This is a genomic window from Ruminiclostridium cellobioparum subsp. termitidis CT1112, from assembly GCF_000350485.1.
Taxonomy (GTDB): domain Bacteria; phylum Bacillota; class Clostridia; order Acetivibrionales; family DSM-1351; genus Ruminiclostridium; species Ruminiclostridium termitidis.
Map to the genome: position 1 here is coordinate 69666 of NZ_AORV01000060.1, position 21297 is coordinate 90962.

At 42.3% G+C, this 21297-nt stretch carries 15 protein-coding genes; 2 read left to right on the plus strand and 13 right to left on the minus strand.

The window, feature by feature from the left end; all coding sequences use genetic code 11:
• Positions 1–6: 6 nt before the first annotated feature.
• The 7 genes from CTER_RS21025 to CTER_RS21055 form a co-directional block, all read right to left on the minus strand.
• Positions 7–948, minus strand: coding sequence for an aldo/keto reductase (locus tag CTER_RS21025; protein WP_004629088.1), 942 nt, complete (start codon positions 946–948; stop codon positions 7–9).
• A 93-nt stretch (positions 949–1041) separates the two neighbouring features.
• Positions 1042–3501 (minus strand): glycoside hydrolase family 2 protein, encoded by a 2460-nt coding sequence (locus CTER_RS21030; protein ID WP_004629051.1) that lies wholly within the window; start codon positions 3499–3501, stop codon positions 1042–1044.
• Positions 3502–3521: 20 nt separating this feature from the next.
• The gene (locus CTER_RS21035) at positions 3522–4343 is read right to left on the minus strand and encodes a carbohydrate ABC transporter permease (RefSeq protein WP_004629053.1); all 822 of its coding nucleotides are present in this window, start codon (positions 4341–4343) and stop codon (positions 3522–3524) included.
• Positions 4344–4372: 29 nt separating this feature from the next.
• Positions 4373–5302 (minus strand): carbohydrate ABC transporter permease, encoded by a 930-nt coding sequence (locus CTER_RS21040; protein WP_004629246.1) that lies wholly within the window; start codon positions 5300–5302, stop codon positions 4373–4375.
• Positions 5303–5352: 50 nt separating this feature from the next.
• A complete protein-coding gene (locus tag CTER_RS21045) occupies positions 5353–6672 on the minus strand; it encodes an ABC transporter substrate-binding protein (protein WP_004629139.1) in 1320 nt (439 codons plus the stop codon).
• Positions 6673–6806: 134 nt separating this feature from the next.
• Positions 6807–8597 (minus strand): sensor histidine kinase, encoded by a 1791-nt coding sequence (locus CTER_RS21050; protein WP_004629039.1) that lies wholly within the window; start codon positions 8595–8597, stop codon positions 6807–6809.
• The gene (locus CTER_RS21055; RefSeq protein ID WP_004629142.1) at positions 8575–10125 is read right to left on the minus strand and encodes a response regulator transcription factor; all 1551 of its coding nucleotides are present in this window, start codon (positions 10123–10125) and stop codon (positions 8575–8577) included. Before CTER_RS21055 ends, CTER_RS21050 begins: the two co-directional genes overlap by 23 nt.
• A gap of 599 nt (positions 10126–10724) precedes the next feature.
• On the opposite strand from CTER_RS21055, the gene CTER_RS21060 reads away from it, so the two are divergent.
• Entirely contained in the window at positions 10725–11621 is an 897-nt protein-coding gene (locus CTER_RS21060) for an AraC family transcriptional regulator (protein WP_004629098.1), read from the plus strand.
• 122 nt (positions 11622–11743) lie between these two features.
• Positions 11744–13252: an alpha-glucosidase/alpha-galactosidase gene (gene melA, locus CTER_RS21065; RefSeq protein ID WP_004629256.1), complete on the plus strand. Its 1509-nt coding sequence runs from the start codon at positions 11744–11746 to the stop codon at positions 13250–13252.
• 518 nt (positions 13253–13770) lie between these two features.
• On the opposite strand, the gene CTER_RS21070 is transcribed toward melA, so the two are convergent.
• The 6 genes from CTER_RS21070 to CTER_RS21095 form a co-directional block, all read right to left on the minus strand.
• Positions 13771–15168: an MATE family efflux transporter gene (locus tag CTER_RS21070; protein ID WP_004629106.1), complete on the minus strand. Its 1398-nt coding sequence runs from the start codon at positions 15166–15168 to the stop codon at positions 13771–13773.
• Between the two features lie 227 nt (positions 15169–15395).
• Positions 15396–17213 (minus strand): family 20 glycosylhydrolase, encoded by a 1818-nt coding sequence (locus CTER_RS21075; protein ID WP_004629228.1) that lies wholly within the window; start codon positions 17211–17213, stop codon positions 15396–15398.
• Between the two features lie 32 nt (positions 17214–17245).
• Positions 17246–18451 carry an N-acetylglucosamine-6-phosphate deacetylase gene (nagA, locus tag CTER_RS21080; protein ID WP_004629117.1) on the minus strand — a complete coding sequence of 402 codons (1206 nt, stop codon included), beginning with the start codon at positions 18449–18451 and terminating at the stop codon, positions 17246–17248.
• 68 nt (positions 18452–18519) lie between these two features.
• Entirely contained in the window at positions 18520–18840 is a 321-nt protein-coding gene (locus tag CTER_RS21085) for a cupin domain-containing protein (RefSeq protein ID WP_004629239.1), read from the minus strand.
• Between the two features lie 22 nt (positions 18841–18862).
• Positions 18863–19612, minus strand: a complete 750-nt coding sequence (locus CTER_RS21090) for a glucosamine-6-phosphate deaminase (RefSeq protein ID WP_004629005.1) — start codon at positions 19610–19612, stop codon at positions 18863–18865.
• A gap of 62 nt (positions 19613–19674) precedes the next feature.
• Positions 19675–21297 (minus strand): response regulator transcription factor, encoded by a 1623-nt coding sequence (locus CTER_RS21095; RefSeq protein ID WP_004629217.1) that lies wholly within the window; start codon positions 21295–21297, stop codon positions 19675–19677.

Below are 21297 nucleotides of genomic sequence, written 5' to 3' on the forward strand. Positions count from 1 at the left end.
GCTCCTTTAAAATACAAAACCCTTTACTGAAGCCAATTTCCTCATTATTTCCGCACTCAATTCAATACCGCTGGCCGCTACGTTCTGCCGTACCTGACCTTCATTCTTCCCCCCGGGAATAACACTGCATATCCCTGGATAGTTCAAATTGTATGCCAGCGCAAGCTCATTCATTTTCAGGCCGGTTTCCCCGACGCATTCTTCAATTATTCTCATATCATCCCGGACTGCCTCAAAGCGCTCTTTGCTCCAGAAGCCTTTTCTGTTATCCCCGTCGGTGAATTTTGTATCAACACCATATTTGCCTGTAAGGATTCCGCTGGCAAGGGGCTGACTTGTAAATACGGGAATATTCCTTTCCTTTGCAATTTTTATTACCTCGATATTGGATTTATTCAGAATATTGAAGGGACATTCAAGTGCCTCTATGGCACCCTCCGTGTCTTTTTCCAGCGCATGAAGGGTATCGGCGGCTCCCCACATTGCAAGACCGCAGCACCTTGCCTTGCCGGACTTTTTGATTTCTGCCATTGTTTTAAAAATTTCAGCTTCATCCTGCCATTTTGAATCTGGAACGTGTAAAAGGTAAACGTCGACATAATCTGTCTGAAGGCGCTGTAAACTCTCATCCAGGCTCATCATCAGATAATCCCGTGTAAAGTTCTTGCTGCGCTCCGGTACTCGGAAGTTGGTGCCTCCCTTTGTTACTATGACAACCTCCTTGCGTATTCCCTTGAAAAACTCTCCTATCAATTCCTCGCTGTGCCCATCCCCATAGGAATCACAGGTATCATAAAAATTAATTCCGTCAGCCATGGAGGCCCTTAACGCCGCTTTTGCATCCTCATCATTTCTGCCGCCGCCCCAGGCGGTCCCGCCAATTGCCCAGGCACCGAATCCAATATCTGAAACTTTAAAATCTGTTTTTCCAAATATATTATATTTCATAATTAATCCACCCTTTCAATATAGTGTGATACATGATTTCATTAATTCAAATACATATATATCAAATATTTTTTTGAATATTACTACCCTCTATTAACAATGTACAATACGTTTTTGAGAGGGTAAAACAGCCTGCGAAACATGTGGGGAATACGCCGCTTTTGCCGTGACAATCCCATTTGAATGACGGCCGCCCATCCTGATCTGCTTCACTTCACCCGGGAACAGGTCAAAATAATTATCCTCAAACCTCCACCCGAATTCATCCCCGTCATCGGAACCCAAAAGCTCAACACAGCGGGCAAATCTGTCAGTGGAAACCGAAAGTATATTATCCTTGCAGGACAGGGAAAGCTGTGCCTGGGGAAACACCAGATGGCGCTCGATATCCGCAAAATTATTTGCCGATCCAATTACATTTCCTTCACTGTCCTTAAGGCAGGCCCGTAAAAGCTTATCTCGGGTAAATTGTCCGAATTGGTCCAGGGTAGTAACCGGAACAGACTCACCCGCACCCACGTAGAACGGGCGGTCAAGTGAGCAGCAAACTTTATTTTCCCCCATATCGAACAAATGGGCGGTAAGTGTGCCCCGTACTTCTTTTGCGGTATCATTGACAATCCAGATATTGATGTGATCTGCAACTTCTATGGAAACCAGCAGCGGTTCATAGGCACGCTTCAAATAATAATAGGGAATTCCGGGTTCTAGATAATAGTCAAGTATTGAGCTGTATATATGGGGAAATGTTGTATTCAGCTTCCATATGAGATGTCCTTTGCAGCCGCGGTGTGCAAACGGAGCCGAAACAGTTTTCCCCCGGCGGTATCTCTCCACCGACTCTTTAAGGTAACTGCCGGCAGCCACGCCAAACCGGTACACCATTTGCTCCGGATTAACCGCATCGTAGAACTGCTCAATGGGAGGAATTTTTTTGAAGGACTCCGCGGAAGTCACTTTCTCGAATTCTTCTGGCCACGGCAGGCTCCCATGTGTCAGAGGAACCGGCTGGGGCAGCTTATCGGTTTTTAAATAACGTTTCAGGCTCCTGACCGGGGGAAGTGATACCCGGAGATTTTCACTTACGAATTTAGGTATTTCACCGCCCGGCACATACCAGGAGTTGGTATAGCTGTGGGTATCTCCAAAATCCGGACTGTTTGTGTATGGGCCGCCGAACGGAGAATTGACATGATAATATCTCCCGGGATCAAGCCGTGCACATAGATTTTTTAAATCGTATTCAAATAGCTGCGCCGCCCCATATTCCTCACCGGGCTTTGCAAAATCCCTGCTCATAAAGCATTCATTTCCTCCGCACCACAGAAGTAAGGAGGGATGATGGCGCAGGCGCCTTATCTGGTATTCCGCTTCCTCTAATATCAGCTCGCGGACAGATTTTTCAGGCGGGTACTGTGCATGACCGCAAAAGAATTCCTGCCAGAGAAGGATACCCATCCGGTCGGCCAGCTCATACAAAATATCGCCGAATCTGTCCCCTTCTCCCCAAACCCTGAGTGTATTCATATTACAGTCAAAAGCCAGCTGCACTATTTCTTTCACTCTTTCGGGATTTTCACAGGCAGTACGTCCGTCAACCGGAGTGAGATTGCCGCCCCACAGCTTAATCTGGCGTTTGTTGATTGTGAAATCCAGACATTCCACCATTTCAATCTTGCGGAAACCTATCTGTTTTGTTTTTTTGTCCAGAAGCCGCCCGTCCTCCGAATACAGGCCCAGGCTGAAGCAATACAGCTCCTGCCGTCCGTAGCCCCGTGGCCACCAGAGCATGGGCTGCTGCAACAGTACGTCCAGAGCCTCTTCCACAGCAAAGTTGTATTCCAATTCCGTCCCGTCCGGACATGAAACGGTAAGCTCCAGCCGCTTTCCCCGCACATCCCCGGCAGTCAGGGCAGCTACGCAGACATCTGCGCGGTTTAACGTATCATTCAAGGAATAGTCAATGTCAAAATCAATAAGTTCAGCTTCATCAATCAGTTCAAGCGCTACCTCACCAAAGATCCCCACCTTCAAAAAATCAGGCTTTGCCCCCAGATATCCCGTGAAATCATGGAAGCTCTTTCGTATATACCTGCTGGCTTCGGCCCTGGCAGGAGTGCCCTTCCGGAGTATTTCCCCTTCGAGTTGCCCAAGCCGCTCCACTACCGAATCAAAAACTACCTCAAGCTCATTCCTTTGACCCGGGCGTATGATGTCTTTCACATCATACCGGACAGGCAGATAACTGTCCGAATGCTTTCCTATTGCCACACCGTTTAAAAAAATTTCAGCCAGTGTGTCAAGGCCTTCAAACCCGATCCGTATTCCCCTTTCCCAGGCAGGGCACTCAAAGGAGGTCTGATAAATCCACTTTCGCCCGGATACCCAGCGGCAGCCGGCGGTATTTCCATATTGATACTCATCGTTGATAATTCCGTGACTGAAAAGGATATCATGTACCTGCGCAGGCATTTGAGGAATATCAAGCAAAGGATATTTATTTTCAGCATCCTTCAGTGTCCAGCCCGAATGTAATAAAATCTTCTGTTTCATATTTTTCACCAACCATTCTTTTAACCTTTTACACTTCCGGAAATCAAGCCTTGAATCAGGTGTTTCGAACCAATACAGAACATACCTATAATAGGTATCGTTGATAATGCCAGCGACAAAATACGTGCCGCATAATCAGTACGGTATTCGCTGCTTATCAATGCAATGGAAAGCGGGATGGTATAATACTTCTCATTGCTGATGGTAACCAGCGGAGTCATGTAGCTGTTCCATGACCATAGGAACAACAGCAGGAAGATGGTAATAAGGGCTGAACGTATAATCGGCAGCACCAGCCGGAAAAAGATCACAAAATCATTACAGCCGTCGATCCTTCCGCTTTCTATAATTTCATTGGGAACCGAGGAAGATATATACTGTGTCATCCAGAATACTCCAAATGCGCTTGCCATACCTGAAAAAATCAGAGGCAAAAGAGTATTTATCCAGCCAAGCGCACGCATTTCAACCACAAATCCGATCAGGCCAAGCTGTTGAGGGATTGCCAGTGTTGCCACAATAAAAGCAAACAACGGTTTCTTCCCTTTAAACTGGTATTTTGCAAAAGCATATCCTGTAAGAGCACTGATGAATACACCTCCCAAAGTGTTGCAAACTGAAACGATTATACTGTTTTTGTAAAAGACAAAAAAATTCTGTTTTAAAACGGTATGAAGATTTGTAAGAAAGTAGCCCCCTGGAAGCAGCTTGACTCCTGAATAAAGCTCTTCACTATAATAAGTTCCCATAATAATCATCATGTAAAATGGAAGCAGGGCTGCCACTGAAAAGATCAGAACTACCAGATACACCGGCAGCCGCTTGATAAGTTTTATTTCCATAAAACTCCCCCCTTTAAAAAATTCTGGTATCATGCCATATCACTCTCACGGTTGATAAATTTGAATAAGAAGAAGGATACGATAGCTATAATGATAAAAAGGCAATATGCCAGTGCTGACCCATATCCAAATTCAAAACCGTTAAATGCGGTTTCATAAAACCTCATTACTACCGTCATAACTGCCCGGTCGGGCCCGCCAATGGGCTGGGAGGTGGAGGAAAACAGCAGCTGGGGCTCATCAAACAGCTTGAATCCGTTAATGACACTTGTTACAATTACAAAGGTAAAGATAGGGCGCAGCAGCGGAATTGTAATATGGGCGAAGGAATGCCGCCACTTGGCGCCATCAATCCTGGAGGATTCATAGAGCTCATCCGGTATGGTGGAAAGTCCCGACAGGAACATAATCATCATGTACCCAAAACCCTTCCATATTTCCATTATGACAACCACCCCACGGGAGGCCCATGCATTTCCAAGCCAGTATACCGAATCAATTCCAAGTAAATTCAGCAGTCCGTTTACAACGCCGCTCTTCCAGTCAAACATCAATTGAAATATGATTCCAATGGCAACCGGAGTTGTAATGTAGGGAAGAAAATTTATCAATTGGAAGGCTCCCCTGGTCTTTTTGAAAAAATCCTTGAGCAGTGTTGCCATTAATAAGCCCACTGAAATTTGGATCGGAGTATTTACCAGCAGGAGCAGAGTTGTATTCCCCAGGGACTGATAAAAAAACTTATCCTGTGTAAACGTACGTATATAGTTTTTTAATCCGATAAAAGTGGCGGTGCCGATACCGTCCCACTGGGTAAAACTGATTGCCAGTGAAAAAATGATGGGAAATAAACCGAACGCGATGTAAAGAATAAAATAAGGTGCTATCATGGTATAAGGAATATATTTTTTTTTCATGTCTATTACCTCACTGAGTCTGATAATAATCAGGGGATCCATATTTTACTACAGATCCCCTTGATCATATACAAATATATCTGTTTCAGATGTTATTTAGTGATGGCGGGCTGTTTGTTAACCAGATCATCCTCCATTTTGGAAATCATGTCATCAGCAGAAACATTTCCGTCCTTGGACGCATTGATTGTTTTAATTACAAGGTTGTAAGCATCATTGATATCCTGGTCATATTTGCTGGGAAGACGGACTCCTTTGATATTCGGCAATATGTCCTGACTGATTGCCTGCAAAACATCCTGCCCGGCAAAGTATTCATCCTTTGCACTGTAAAAATCAGCGTTTGCATACAGAGGTTTGAAAGGAGAAAAATTACCCTTGAAATCCCTTTGGAGGGATGCACCTTTTTCGGAACCAAAGAAATATTTAATATATTCTACGGCAGCTTCCTTGTTAACCGCTTTCTGCGGAACTCCCATTACAGTGCCGCCCCATGGGAACGGACCGCCTGGAGGAAGCATAAAGCCCCATCTGTTTTTGCCGTCTTTATCATTGGATTTAATTGTAAACTCTACAGACCAGTTGGCACACGGATAGAAAATATGTTCATTTCCTGCATAGGATGCGCCTTCTTCCGGAGAGTCAAAGTCAAGTACATCAACCATGCCGCTCTTTTTAAGTTCAATCAGCCTTTCAAGAATCGGCTTCATGGAAGTCTTCAGGTTCAGCTTGTCTCCATCGATAAAAGGATCGGTGGACTGACCCTTCAGCATGTTGCCCACTGCTCCCAGGCTTGAGAACATGAACACCTTGCCCTGTGATTTGGCCATGACATCCTTGCCCACCTTGATTACCGAATCCCAATCGGGTATCAGCTTTTCAAGTTCTTTAGGGTCGTCGGTGCCAAGGTATTGTTTTGCCAGTTCCCGTTTATAGGCCAAACCGGCAACCGACGGACATTCCGGTCCGACATACTGCCCATCCTCGGAAGTTTCCAGGGGAATAAGATAATCAAGTACATTTGCCTTATCAAAGTTGTAGGGAGCTTTGGAAATATCCTCCCAAATGTTTAAAGAAAGAAGCTTTCCACGGAAAGTTGCTTCCAGCCATGCTATATCCGGCATATCACCGTCGGAGGCTAAGGTTGTCTGCAATTTTTGAGTCATATCTTTGCTCTGGACAGCTGTCAATTCAACAGTAATACCTGTCTCCTCGGTAAACTTGCTGTGCATTTGGGCACGTGAATCACTCTTGTCCCAACACCAAATATTGATTTTAGACGGTGCTCCGGCTGATGAAGCGGCCCCGCCCTGTGAAGTGTTCACAGGTTCCTTGGAAGCACATCCGCTGAAAGCTGACAATGTTAAGAATGACGAAACAGCTAGTGCTAAAACTCTGGTTCTTTTCTTCATATTGATTCCTCCTGATTTATTTGGGTTTATTAACGGGTCTGTTCGACAAGATCATTGTACTTTAATATTGAACCTAAAAATACATAACAAAAATATTAAAATTTATACATTTTTAAACCCCATAACAGAAATTATCAATTCAGAATTTCTTCGTGCATCCCTTCCGTTTTAGTTATATCAACACTGGTGGTATTGCAAAAGAATGAAAAAGAAACTTTTGTACCTTTCTGAAATTCGCTTTCAATATTTAAAGAGGAGGAACTGCCATAAATTAACTGCAATCTGCTGTTAACATTGGAAAGTCCGATATGACCGCCCTCATCATCGGGTGTTCTGAGCTTTCTTTTCAAAAGCTCAAGCTCTTCCTGTGAGAATCCGCGTCCGTTATCCTCCACACACAGGGTAACGCAGTTTCCCGTCCGGTGGCAATGTACCGTAACACCGCATTTTTGCTGTGATGGAACAATCCCATGGAAAATACTGTTTTCCACCAGGGGATAACAGATCATTCTGGGCAGTTCCATGTCAAGAAGCTCTTCGTCAACATTCCACACGACGTTTGGTATCTTGTTATAGCTGAACTGCAGAACACCCACATAATTATTGATATACTCCATTTCATTTTTCAGTGTGGTCATTGACTGGGGATTCACCCTCAGCATTGATCTCAGCAGCATGATAAAGGTTTTGGTCAGCCTGATGATATTGCCGAAATCTTCACGCCGTGCAAGACAAATAATACAATTAAGCGTATTGTAGATAAAATGCGGATTGATTTGATAGAGCAGCATTTTGATTTGCGTCTCATGTTCCTTTTTCTCACTTGTAATCAGCTCCTGAGTGTGCCGGTCTATATCTTCAACCATTTTATTGAAAACCAGGGCCGCCTCTTCAATTTCATCTCCTGTGCTCAGGGATATATGCTCGTTCCTGCTGCCCCTGGAAACCCTCTGCATTCCCTTTACCAGCGTCTCGAGAGGTACAACTATATTGGAAACAATTTTACTGATGACCGACAGCATGATTATAAGACAAATAATCACGATTCCAAGGATAATCTTATTAATTTTGTTAAAGGATTCACTTATCTTATGACTTGAGATGGAATATACCACGTACCATCCATCCGTTCCCACCTTATCCTTGAAATAATAATTCTGGCGGTTTTGAAAAAAATTGGTTTCAGCACCGAACTGTTTTAGTTCGGATTCAAGATTTTTTTCCATACTGCTGCTGTATATTGTGTTGCCCAGATTGTCATGAAGTTCAATCTCAATTCCGGAGCTTTTATCAAATACGATTGGCTGTACAAGCTCGCTGTACCTGACAAGTACTATGAGCTTGCCGATGTGTTTATAGGAAGGCTGCTTGCTGTATATGTTATTAATATATGCAATGGCTTTCCACTCACCGCCTGAGCTGTTATACCTCACATTGTGTATTGAGGTAAAACCATTTTGCGAGCTTTCCAAAAAACCTTTATAGATGGGCTGCTTCAATAAATCGGAGTAGGTATGATTTAATTCTAAAACTTGATCGTAGCAATCGGTAACAAACATATCATAAACAATATTATCTCTTAAAATTACATATTCCTTAAGCTTTTTTTCCAATCTCTGGACCATGGAATAATAATTATATGTGTTTTCCATCCGGTAATTATCACAGGAAATCTGTACGGTGTCATCAAAAGAAATATTGCGTGCATAGGCCATAATTTCATCAAAACTGCCCGAAACCTGCTGGGACATTTTAATGACCATATCCCGGTTGCTATTGACAATGGACTGCTTGATTATGGGCTCCAAATAAAAATATATGGCCAGGCTGCACATTACCACAGAGAGAATGATTGCACATAGAACCGCAGACAGAATCCTTAAAAAAATTCTGGTTTTTTTTCTAAAGAACATTTCTCTTCTCATCTTTGCTCCTCCAGATAGAACGGCCGAAATCACTGGGCATTTTCCCGGTTTCTTTTTTGAACATTTTACTGAAATACTGAATTGTCTGATAACCCACCATTTCACTCACTTCATATACCTTGTAGTTTCCGGTTTCCAGTAATTCCACGGCCTTATCCATGCGCACTTTGGTTAAATACGAAGAAAAGTTCATGCCAACTTCCCTTTTAAATAATTGACTGATATAAATCACACTGATATCAAGCTTTCTGGACAAGTCGGAAAGATTGACCTCTTCCTGGTAATGCTCATGTATATACTTGATGATATCCCGTATTTTTTTTGAGTACTGGGGCATAAGTGCCGCTTCCAATTTACCGATAGCCTCATTGTAGAGCTCAACCAGCTCATAAACATTCCCCGAACGGGAACAAAGAATAATATTGTCAAGGCGGTCATGAAGACTTTCCAGGCCATTTTGATTATTGACATTGGCCAGTGTGTAAATAAGTTCATGCACACATTCGTCCAGAAGCTCCACACTTTTATACTGCACCAGTAAATCAGTGAACAATGCTAAAAGCTGCTTGTGCAACACCTCCCTGTTCATACCGGATATATTCTGTTTAGTAGCTTTTATCAGTTCTCTTACTTCCTCTGCCTTTCCATGTCCAGGTGGAATATCCTGTATATCAAGCACACAGTCTCCCTTATAAAAGACTTTTTGCCTGAGAATTTTTTTAGCCACTTTATATCCGTCTAAAATTTTATCCGTATGAAAAATATACGGTCCTATCCCCACAGCAGTATTTACTTCAAGAATCTTCGAGAAAGCGTCCTGCTGCTTTTTTACAAAAGCCCGGACAAAATCCCGGCTTCGCGCTTCACTTAAGGATTCAGGCACCTTCAAAAATATAACGTACTCCCGTGCTCCTATATCCACACTCTCAAATTCATATTCAGACAGCATATCCTCCGTCGTTTCCTTCAAACGTTTGTATGCCGTCAAACCGTTCCCGGGGATTTCCCCCAATTCAACAACCATAACAATACTTCTGCCATGCCATCTGAAAAAATTATCCACTCCCTGACTGACAATATCTCCCCGCGTCAAATATTCCTTCAAAGACATGGATTTGGTAATTCTCCCCATATTCCTTTCTTTGTTCAAGGCAGCTTTTTGTTTTTCAAGTTCACATAAAAGAATTTCGTCATCCACCTCATGCTTTAGCACATAAGAATGGACATCCAAATAAAGAGCCTTTTTTGCGTATTCAAATTCTTCATAAGCAGTGAGCAAAATAAACTGTGCATGTGAGCCGGTTTTCCGTATCTGATCGATCATTTCCAGCCCTGACATGACCGGCATCTTGATATCGGTAATAACTATGTCAGGATTATATCTGTGAAACATTGCGAGTCCCTCTTCGCCGTTTTTGGCCCCGGTGACAAGTTTATATCCGTGTTTGGTCCAATCAATCAAATGTTCAATATCTTCACGGATTATGTCATTATCCTCTACAATTAATACTTTATACAAATTACACATATTTCCACCTGCCTGTCCGCAAATTATTATACACATTAAACAAATTATATACATTTAGTGCTGAATAAACAATAACCACAAATATGAAATTACCGTACTGTCATCTGCAACCTTGACATTCGGCGCATTTGCCTCCGTTTTTGATATAAAGCATTGAACATTACGCCGTATATACGGTAATATAAAGTTGATCCCTAGGATTGGAGCATGAACTCAACTTTGCAGTTAAATAGTTACACTGATTGTACCGGTACGCGAGACCCGGATGGTCGAGTCACTGCGACGGCAAGAAATGCTTGTTGTGAACCGTACTATTTCAAGCAAGCGCTTTGTGTGCATACATTGATTGAAGGTAGTATGGAAGTACCAGTATAATAAGTAACAATAATAAGGCTTGGGAGATTAGCTTGAAAGACTTCACTTGCGTCCGTCTTCCAAAACTAACCTGTGAATTTATGGCCGTGCGAAATATTCAAAGTATTTACCAATACTTTGAAAGCGCACATGGCCAATTAACCTCCTTTATTCGCTACATTGCGATAAAAGATAATTACTTGCATAACATTTTGTGGCCACGAATGTGGCTCATGGAGGTTCATATGGGCTTTAATGATATCTATGATCAAAAACTTATAAATGAGGACTATCAGCCTGAGGTAAAGGCGTATTATTTTCGCAGCTGGAATAATTACTTAATGGATTTCCACTATCACGACAGGGTTGAGATAATGTATGTCATCAAGGGTTCCTGCCAGATTCATATTGAAAATTATGATACTGAAAAAATTAATTTCAGAAAAGGCGACTTTATTTTGATCAATGCCATGGTTCCTCATAAACTCATAGTTAATGGGGATTCGGACTGCACGATGATGAATATTGAGTTTGTATTTGTAAAGAAATCAAACTTCCTGCCTTCCTTCAGAGAGTTTGTAAACAATTCAAAGGAATTGGAGGAGCTCATTGCAGCAAAAGAACCCTTCTTCATATTAAAAGACTATGAAGATGTATATCAGCTTTTGAAAAGTCTGGTGGTGGAGCTCAGTTCCCCATCGGCAGAACAGAGTATTTCGGCCTCTCTTCTTATGTATGAAATACTGCTGAGAACCTCCGGTGCTGTAATGAAAAGGAAAAATGAATCTCCAACCGAAAATTATGTCAACAAAACAAAGCTCTTTATTAATCTTAACTATGATAAGAAGATTACACTAAAGGACATTTCAGCCTATTCAAATATTAATGAAGACTACCTGAACAGAATATTCAAGAGGAGTACGGGAGCCTCGGTTATTGAGTACCTGACCGGGATAAGGATACAAAAGGCTAAAATGCTGCTTTGCAATACAAATATCCCCATAATTGATATTTCGGACATTGTTGGAATAAGCAGCCGGCAGTACTTCAATCAGGTGTTTAAAAAGGCCACCGGCCTTTCTCCTAAAAAATTCAGAAAAAGCTTTGAGGTGGAACTTTTCGGAGAAGCTCAGAAAAATTAAAAAAGTCGCTATTTCTTTCATTCCATCACCAAACTGATCTTTATTTTTAAAACATCCTCACTGTATATTGCTTATAATTAACTTAAGGCTCTTAAAACAATTTGTGGTGGGAGGAATATGATATGTCTTTTAAAATTGCCTTTATAGGCGCGGGAAGTATAGGCTTTACCAGGGGACTGCTAAGGGATATTCTTGCAGTAAAAGAGTTTAACAATATTGAAGTGGCTTTTACAGATATTAACGAACACAACCTGGAGATGGTCACGCAACTGTGTCAGAGGGATATTGACGAAAACGGTCTTAAAATAAAAATCCAGTCAACTGCCGACAGGCGCGAGGCTGTAAAAAATGCAAGATACGTGTTCAATGTTGTAAGGATCGGCGGTATTGAAGCATACCAGTATGACATTGATATTCCGTTGAAATACGGTGTCGACCAATGTGTGGGGGATACTCTGTGCGCGGGCGGAATCATGTATGGACAGAGAGGGATAGTCGCTATTCTTGATTTTTGCAAGGATATCCGTGAGGTTGCAGAACCCGGCTGCCTGCTGTTGAATTATGCCAACCCCAATGCAATGGTGACCTGGGCCTGCAACAAGTACGGCGGGGTCAGAACCATAGGCCTGTGCCATGGCGTGCAGCATGGACATGAGCAGATAGCCAATGTTTTCGGACTTAAGAAGGAAGAAGTGGATATCATATGCGCCGGTATCAATCATCAGACCTGGTATATTCAGATCCTGCATAACGGGGAGGATCTGACAGGAAAGCTGCTGGAGGCCTTCCAGAAGCATCCGGAATATTCCGTTACTGAAAAAGTCCGCATAGATATGCTCAAAAGATTCGGTTACTACAGCACAGAATCAAACGGACACCTGAGCGAATATGTTCCATGGTACAGAAAGCGTCCCGATGAAATAACGGACTGGATTGATCTGGGCTGCTGGATAAACGGTGAAACAGGCGGATACCTGAGAGTTACAACCGAGGGAAGAAACTGGTTTGAAACCGATTTTCCCAACTGGATGAAGGAACCCGCCTTTGAATACAGGGAAGAACTGAGAAGCAAGGAGCATGGGTCTTACATAGTGGAAGGCCTTGAAACAGGCAGGATTTACAGAGGTCATTTCAACGTGGTAAATAGCGGTGCTATTTCAAATCTGCCTGATGACGCTGTCGTTGAAGTTCCGGGTTATGTTGATGCAAACGGGATAAATATTCCCAGAGTGGGTGATTTGCCGCTGGGCTGTGCTGCCGTCTGCAATGCCAGCATATCTGTTCAGAGACTGTCTGTGGAGGCAGCCGTCAGCGGTGACGATAAATTACTCAGACAGGCTATGATGCTTGACCCGCTGGTAGGTGCCGTATGCAATACAAATGAAATATGTCAGATGACCGATGAAATGCTGGTGGCTCAAAAGCAGTGGCTGCCGCAGTACGGCAAGGCAATAGCCGAAGCGGAAGAAAGGTTGAAGAGCGGCAGCCTCATACCTGTAAAGGAAGGCTACGAAGGTGCTGCAAGACTTCATACCAAAACGGTAGAGGAAATGGCTCAGGACAGGGAAGCCGCCAAAAGAAACGCAGGTGCGGCAGACAAAGCAGAAGAACGCCCGGCAGAAAAGATGTAAATATTTATGTAAAAGAAAGCAGTATCTGTAAAACAAAAAAAATTGAAATATGGATACGTCTGTAAAATACTGCAATAGTGCTCCCGGAGCACCATTTATTGATGGTGTACTCGCGCACTATTGCCAATATTATTTTCATATCGCAATTGTCTCGTTTTGTGAAAGCGCCTGCTTTCCTTTTCAGGCAGCAATTTTATTTCCATGCTACTTCGGAATTTCTGTCACCTGCCTTGTCTTAACTTAACGTGTTGTGCCAATTAAAATTTTGTTTTGCTTTACAGATAAATTTAATTGGAATCAAATGGTACGCAAGGGACAACTTCATGAAATAGGATGCACGGTTAAAAACAATTGCGGAAATCGCTTTAAATGAGGCGATACAATTTTCGCAATTGTTTTGGGTGCATTCTTATTTTATGAAGTTAGTACGGGAGTTACCATTTGAAATACAAAAATTACACAGGTAAAGCAAAAATTAAAATTAACTGGCACAGCGACTTAACTTACGATCCATTTGATCAACTTTCTTCCATGGAAACCTTATTGTATATTACCGTTTCCTGCTCTTTTTTTTGCAGTTGCTTCCGGTTTAAATATTTGAGTTCAAACGACAGCCAGATTCCGGTAATGATAAATGATATCAAATCCGATAAAGGTCCGGCTGCAAGTATTCCATTCATTTCAAAGAAATACGGCAGTATCAGCAGAGCCGGAATCAGCACAAGCACCTGCCTTGAAAGGCTGAGCACCATGGACTTTACAGGTTTTCCGACCGCCTGGAAATAACCCGAACCGATAACCTGGAAACCCACAATAGGGAAAAACAGCATAAACATCACTATGGCATGGCTGCCGAAGGAAATCAGCTCCCTGTCACTGCTGAAAAGACCAACGAGCTGGGTCGGCAGCAAGCGCGTGATGATAAATCCTGAAGTTGTGATTATGGTTCCCCCGATAACAGCAATTTTCAGTACTTTTTTTACTCTGTCATAGTTTTCTGCTCCATAGTTATATCCGATAATAGGCTGTGCGCCCTGATTAAGTCCCAATACCGGCATGACCACCAGGGTCATAAGGCTGTTCACTACACCCATTCCAGATATGGCGATGTCTCCGCCATAAGTTCCGAGCCTTAAGTTTAAAATAGCTGATAAGGCACATTGTGCAACCTGCATTGAAAAAGGTGCAATCCCGATAGAAAAGATACCTTTTACTATATCAAACTTCAGACGCAAATTTTCCTTTTTAATCTTTAAAGTGCTTTTACCCAGGATGAAATGAGACATAATCCAGGTGGCCGAAACAGCCTGAGACACTATTGTAGCCAGTGCCGCTCCCTTCATTCCCCAACCGAATACAAAAATAAACAGCGGAGCCAAAAGCACATTAAGGAATACGCCTATTATCATGGTAAGCATTGAAATGGCAGGCTTCCCTTCGGCACGCATAAAATTATTCATACCGAAGCTTGTAGAGCCGAATACACTGCCGGCCAGGATTATGCTCATATAGTCTCTCGCGTACGGAAGCACCTCATCACTTGCTCCGAATACCCTCAGAATGGGATCCATGAAAATAAGACCCAACGCCGTTACAATAATGGAGATTATCCCCAGGAGTATAACCGCATTTCCCATGATCAATTCAGCTTCATCTTTTTTCTTTTGTCCAAGCCTAATGGAAACCATGGCAGTAGCACCCAGTCCTATAAGTCCGCCAAAGGCCATCTGGATTATCATGATGGGAAAGCCTATGGTGATCCCCGCCAGTCCGAGGGGCCCCGAACTGTTTCCGATGAAGATCCTGTCCACCACGTTGTAGAGTGCGCTTACCAGCATTCCAACAATTGAGGGTATGGAAAATTGCATTAAAAGTTTTAGTATGTTTTCTTCTCCCAGTCTCTTTGTATTGTCCATTCTTATTCCTCTTCCAAGTTAAAATTTTAAATTAGTTAACAATATTTTTATGATATTCTATCAGAAATACCAGGAAGCCCGTTATTTTGCGGGCTCAAATGTAATATATGAATAGTTAGGACGCATATAATTAGAATTCTAACTATTTGCGTCCTAACTGTTAGTATACTATCTATTTTTTATATTTACAAGTATGTTTTATTTCAGAGTAATCTGAACAAAGCTCCTCAATATGAATCATCAGTAAAAAAAGGTAAACTTTTATTAATAAAATCATCCATATAAAACCTTGAATTAACAAATTCTTTTGTATCGGCTTCATTGTAGTATCTGCCAATCAGTTTTGAAATTTCCGGCTTCAGGTATTCCCGCATTGTTTCCAGCTCCTTGACCTTCCTGACTGCAATATCTTTTTCTCTTTTTGATGAGCCATCGAATAGCTTGTACAGCTCCCTGTATACGGCCATGGATTTTTGCCTGTATACCGACAGCAGCGACATGAATTTATATACCCTGGCAACATAATTATTTCTTTTACAGTTTTCAGCAATGCTGGCGGTCTTTTCATACACTGCTTCATTCTCACTTCCGAAGCAGTCTTCCATCCCTTCCACCCCAAAATAATTTTCCAGAAATCTCTTTTCAAAATCAGAGCTATCCGCCTCAGCATTCCAATACCTTTCTGCCGAATATACAAGAGGATACCACATGGTATCAAAGAAAGGATGAGGTGGCGCAATCGTACCCGTATAATTCGACCAGACAGTGGTTATTACTCCCATCAAATCAAGTTCTGCCGACAATCTGCTCCAATCCTTTATGTTTATAAGGCGGTCTTTCATATTGGGCATATCCAGGTAATCGGAACTCATACCTTCACAGCATTTTGCAGATGAAGCTCCTATTACTTTGAAGCCGGATTCCCGATATTTTTTAATCAGTGCCGCACCTTTTTCATAATCTCCGTCGTAATACAGCCAGCACATTATTACTATATTTTTGTCCAGCAGTTCAAAGTCTTCCTTTGAAAACCCCCGAAGCATATCATCCCAGATTACAGGAACCTTATTCAGCGAAGTTATAAACCCGGCCATGCGGTTTGTATGTTCCAGGAAAATTTTGTTGAAGCCTTCCTTCCCATACTTTTTCCTGCAGGTTTCACAATGGAGCAAATTCCATGCTTCGTCACACCCGACATGAATATACTTGCTTGAAGGATATTTCTCTGCCATTTCCCTGCACATTTTTTCAATTAACCGGTATGCTTCTTCATTTGATGGGCAAAACTCGTCAATATCGTTGAAGGAAAGACTTCCAATGACATTCAAGGAAAAGGGGAATTCCGGATTAGCCCTGTTGTCTCTTACTTCTCTCAATGCATAATAGCCGTCATTTTTAAGTATGTATTCCACATGCCCCAGGGTCTGCTGCAGGGGTATTATTTCAATAAATCTGTCATTTGCATACCTGATTATTTTCTTTAATTGATGGCTGTTCAGTGCATTTTCCGAAGTTATGCCCTCAACCTCTTTATAGGGGAACTTGTCTTCAAGTTCCATCAAGATTGTGTTGAATTTGTACCTGCACAGTTCATCTATTATTTCCAGTATCCTTTCAAATTTGGGGATACCAAACCTTGTTTCCAAATGAAAACCTCTGATATCATTATCGGGCCAGTCTGTTATTTCCAGCTCCTTATTGCAGTCCTGCTGCTCCAGCTGCAGATAGGTCTGTATTCCGTAAAACAACCCTTTGCTGCTTTTAGCTGCAATAACAACACCCTGTTCATCAACCTTTAATATATATCCCCCTTCTTTTTCGGGCAATATTTCCGGCAGCTGCCCGGTTTCAATAGCAAATTCATCTGAGATCCGTATAAAAGGGAATACTGCCGTATCTTTTGGTATAGCCTCCAGGTTTAATTGGGCTGCTGCATACTCCAGCACAAAGCCGCTTATATTTGTATATATCTTCTTTTCCGAATGAATTCCTTCGGGCAAAGTTCTGCCTTCACTGACTTTTTTGGGTCTGGGTATTATATTCATGAATCCACCCCTTATATTTTAATATTATTACATTACGCCAATTTGACCGGTGGCTGTTCTCTTTCATATACTGTTTTACCTTTTACAATTGTTGTCAGTATATTTATATCCTGGTCAAATATGACAATATCAGCAACCTTTCCTGCTGCCAGGCTGCCTTTTTTATCATCTATCCCTATAACTTTGGCCGGCGTGGCGGTAATCATACTGATTGCATCGACCAGCGGTACTCCTGCCGATTTTACCATTGTCCTGACAAGCCTGTCGGCTGTGGCAACGCTGCCTGCAAAAGCTTTCCGGCCGGGCAGCTTGGCAACCCCGTCCTCAACAATAACCTCCATACCATCCCTTAAGCTTCCAAGTATGCTTGGTCCTTCACCCATACCTGCCGCACGCATGGAATCGGTAACCAGCACTGTCCGGGAAGGTCCCTTTATTTTATATACCAGCTTTAACAGGTCAGGCGGAATATGTATGCCGTCGGCTATTACCTCCACCGTCATTTCATCTATGAGGAAAGCACTCTCAATAACTCCTGAAACCCGCAGCCCATTGATCCTCTTTACGCCTGACATGGCCGAATACAAATGGGTTACATGTGTAAAGCCATTTTCAAAGGCCTCTGCCACCTCTTCACCTATGGCATCAGAATGCCCTATGGACATTAAGGCCCCTTTTTTGCTGGCATATCTGCAAAACTCCATCGCCCCTTCAATTTCAGGTGCGGCACTCCAGCGAACAATGTCGTCACTCCATTCAAAAATCCTCTCATACTCTTCTTTCAAAGGTTTTCTGATATATCTGGGGTCCTGCGCCCCTTTCTGTTCGGGTGAAAAATACGGACCCTCCAGATGTATTCCTATCAAATCGGCACCTTTGCGGTTTATGGCCTTTGCTTTCCTGAATGCTTCAAAGGATCGGCGGAGCTCTTCATTGGTGCAGGTAAGAGTGGTAGGTACAATAGATGTGGTTCCGTATTGCGCATGTACTTCGGCAGCCCCAAGATAAGCTTCCACAGTGGCATCCATGAAATCGTATCCTCCGCCCCCATGAGTATGGATATCAATAAAGCCTGGAGCTACATAATTACCGTTTGCATTTATTTCAAACGCATCCCCTGCCGTCACATCTTCTGCGCTGACACACGATATGCATCCGTTTTCAATAACAATAGTGCCTCTCTCAAGCATCCTGCAGGGGGTTATGATCCTACCGTTAAAAATTTTTACTCTATCCATAAAACACCTCATTCTGCTGCTATGCAGCAGCATAAACAGCAATGAAAAACTTCTCTACGCTATCCCTGTCATTTCGGCCAGTTTGCAAAATATAAGTATTCCAGCTTTTCTTCGGATATGCATTTTATTCTGTGAACGTTATTTCTGGGGACATAAGCCACATCCCCTCCGACAACCTTACTTTCCTCATCTCCTATGGTCAGAATTGCTCTGCCCTTCAGGATAACATATATCTCTTCCTCATCCTCATGAAATCCGGTTTTGGTGCTTTCACCGGGATTTATCGAGACATAGCCCAAGGCGATTGTCTCGGCCTCTTCAGGGTTGATCAGCAATTTTTCCCTTATGTCACTTGCGTCTTTTTCTTCCCATATCTTCCTTAATATCATAGTTTACCGCTGTTCCCAATCGTCATATTTTTGCAGCACTGTCCGCATCCAGAAAAAGCTCTGCCGCTTCATAGGTTCTAAGTATGGATGCAGGACAGGTCTCCGATACAGGACCATTCAATGTCCTCTCCACAGCTTCGGCCTTGGTCTTTCCGGGTACCATACAATAAATATATCCAGCCGACATTATTGCCGGAATAGTAAGTGTGAGCGCATGCACAGGCACCATGTCAAGAGCCGTGAAGCATCCGTCATTGACCTGCTGCTTCCTGCAAACCTCATCCAATTCCACAATCTTCACCAGGGCTTTATCATTGAAATCCGCAACCGGCGGATCATTAAAAGCAAGATGCCCGTTCTCCCCGATACCAATACAGGCTATATCCGGCGGGAATTGTTTTAAAAGCTTTGAATATCTCTCACACTCAGAAATCTCACCGTTTCCACTTCCGTTTAAATAATTTACAGACTTGAAATTAACACAGTCAAACAATTTTCTTCTTAAAAAATTTCCAAAGCCTTGCGGGGCTTCAGGACTCAAACCGATATATTCATCCAGGTGGAAGGCGTTGATCCTGTCCCACATGATTTGCCTATTATTGACCAGAGCCTCAAGGAACTCATTCTGTGATGGAGCCGCAGCAAATACCATGTTTATCTCGTTCTTGTCCGCCAGAAGTTTGATTATTCTTTCGGCCACCGCGGTTGCAGCCGCTTTGCCCATTTCCAGTCTATTTGCGTATATATTGACTTTCAGTTTGTCTTTAAGCATTGAACAAATTACCTCCGTTCTGAAACTATTTGGAACCATTAATGCTACGGCCTGAAAAGTATTCATGAGCATCTTTTCTTTCTGAATTCACCGGGATTGGACCCGGTTACCTTTTTAAAAACTTTTGTGAAATAAGCTTTATTTACATGTCCGACCTTCATGGCTATTTCTTCTATGGTCAATTCGGTTTCCAGCAAAAGTTCCTTTGCCTTTTGGATTCTGACACCGGTCAGGAAATCAATAAAGTTGCCGCCGGTTTTACTTTTAAAATATCTGCTGAAATAGCTGCTGTTCATATTTACGTATGCCGCTATGGTTTCAAGACTAATGTCCTCCTGTAAATGCTCCGAGATATATTTTAGAATCTTTCTCATTTCGGGAGTACAGGTGTAAGAGGCATTCTTTTTTAAGACATCCACCGTATCTGACAAATGTCTGTGAAACGTCTCATTTAATTCATAGACATTATCAATATTAAAAAGTTGTTTCACCCAGGAATCCTGGATGACCTGCCGGTACATGAAGCCGCTCTTTTCCACAGACTTTCCCAGGCTGTTGACCAGCCTTTCAATCACAATTTTTACATCTGCGGCAAAAACATTTTCCCTTTTGACCTTTTCAAAAAAAACATATTCCAGGTGTGCAAGCAGTTCAATATTCAGATCCCCCAAATAATGATCGAACTCTTTAACAAGGTCATTCATGTAATTAAAATCAATATTTGAAAAATTAAATTCTCTTTTTGAGTTATATAAAATTAATCCGTCCTGCATGTAAAATCTATAATTTTTTAATATCAGCATTTCTTCGTAAGCACGTTTGATTTCCTGCATTGAACCAACCTGAATCCCCATGTAAATTGTGCAGGTTGCTTTAATAACCTCACTTATACAGCTCTGGATTTCTTTGGACACTGCAGTTATTTTCTCATCTATGCTGATTTTAAGGTTTGGAGTGTAATTGAAAATAATTATATATTCATTTTCACCGCTGGGGAAAACTTCTCCGATATCATATTTTTTAAGAATCTCCTCAACAATATTTAAAACCGCAAATCGTATAAGTTCGGTATCGTTATTGAACAGATCACCGTTAATCAGACCAATATATCTGTCCAGGGTAAGTAATGCAGGAATATACTTTTGCTTTGATAAATTATAGTTGTATATACTTAAACGTCTCTCAAAGCTGTTTGTATCTACTTTTCCCTTTTTAAGCAACTCATTGATGAGTATTTCACTGAGCTGACAGCGGTTACGGTTTAATTCCACCGACAGCTCATTGGCCTTCTTCTTTTTCAGCTTTCTTTCCTCAATACCGGTCTTGATCTTGGCCAATGCCGAATAGATCTCCTCCCTTGTCATGGTATCTTTTATAAGGTATTCATCAGCACTCAGGTTGACAGCTTTCCTTGCAAAATTAAAGTCCTCATGGCAGGTCAGAAATATAATATTCGACTCAGGCAGTTTTTCACGGATTTTCTCAGCCATGCCAAACCCGTCCAGTCTGGGCATTGTAATATCCGTTATTATGAGATCGGGCTTGTGCTCCATTGCCATATAGTAGCCATCTTCCCCGTTGGCGGCGGTACAAATTATCCCAAACCCATGCTTTTCCCAGTCTATTGAGACCTTCAACCCCTCTATAACATTAATTTCGTCATCCACCAGCATTACTGTCAGCAA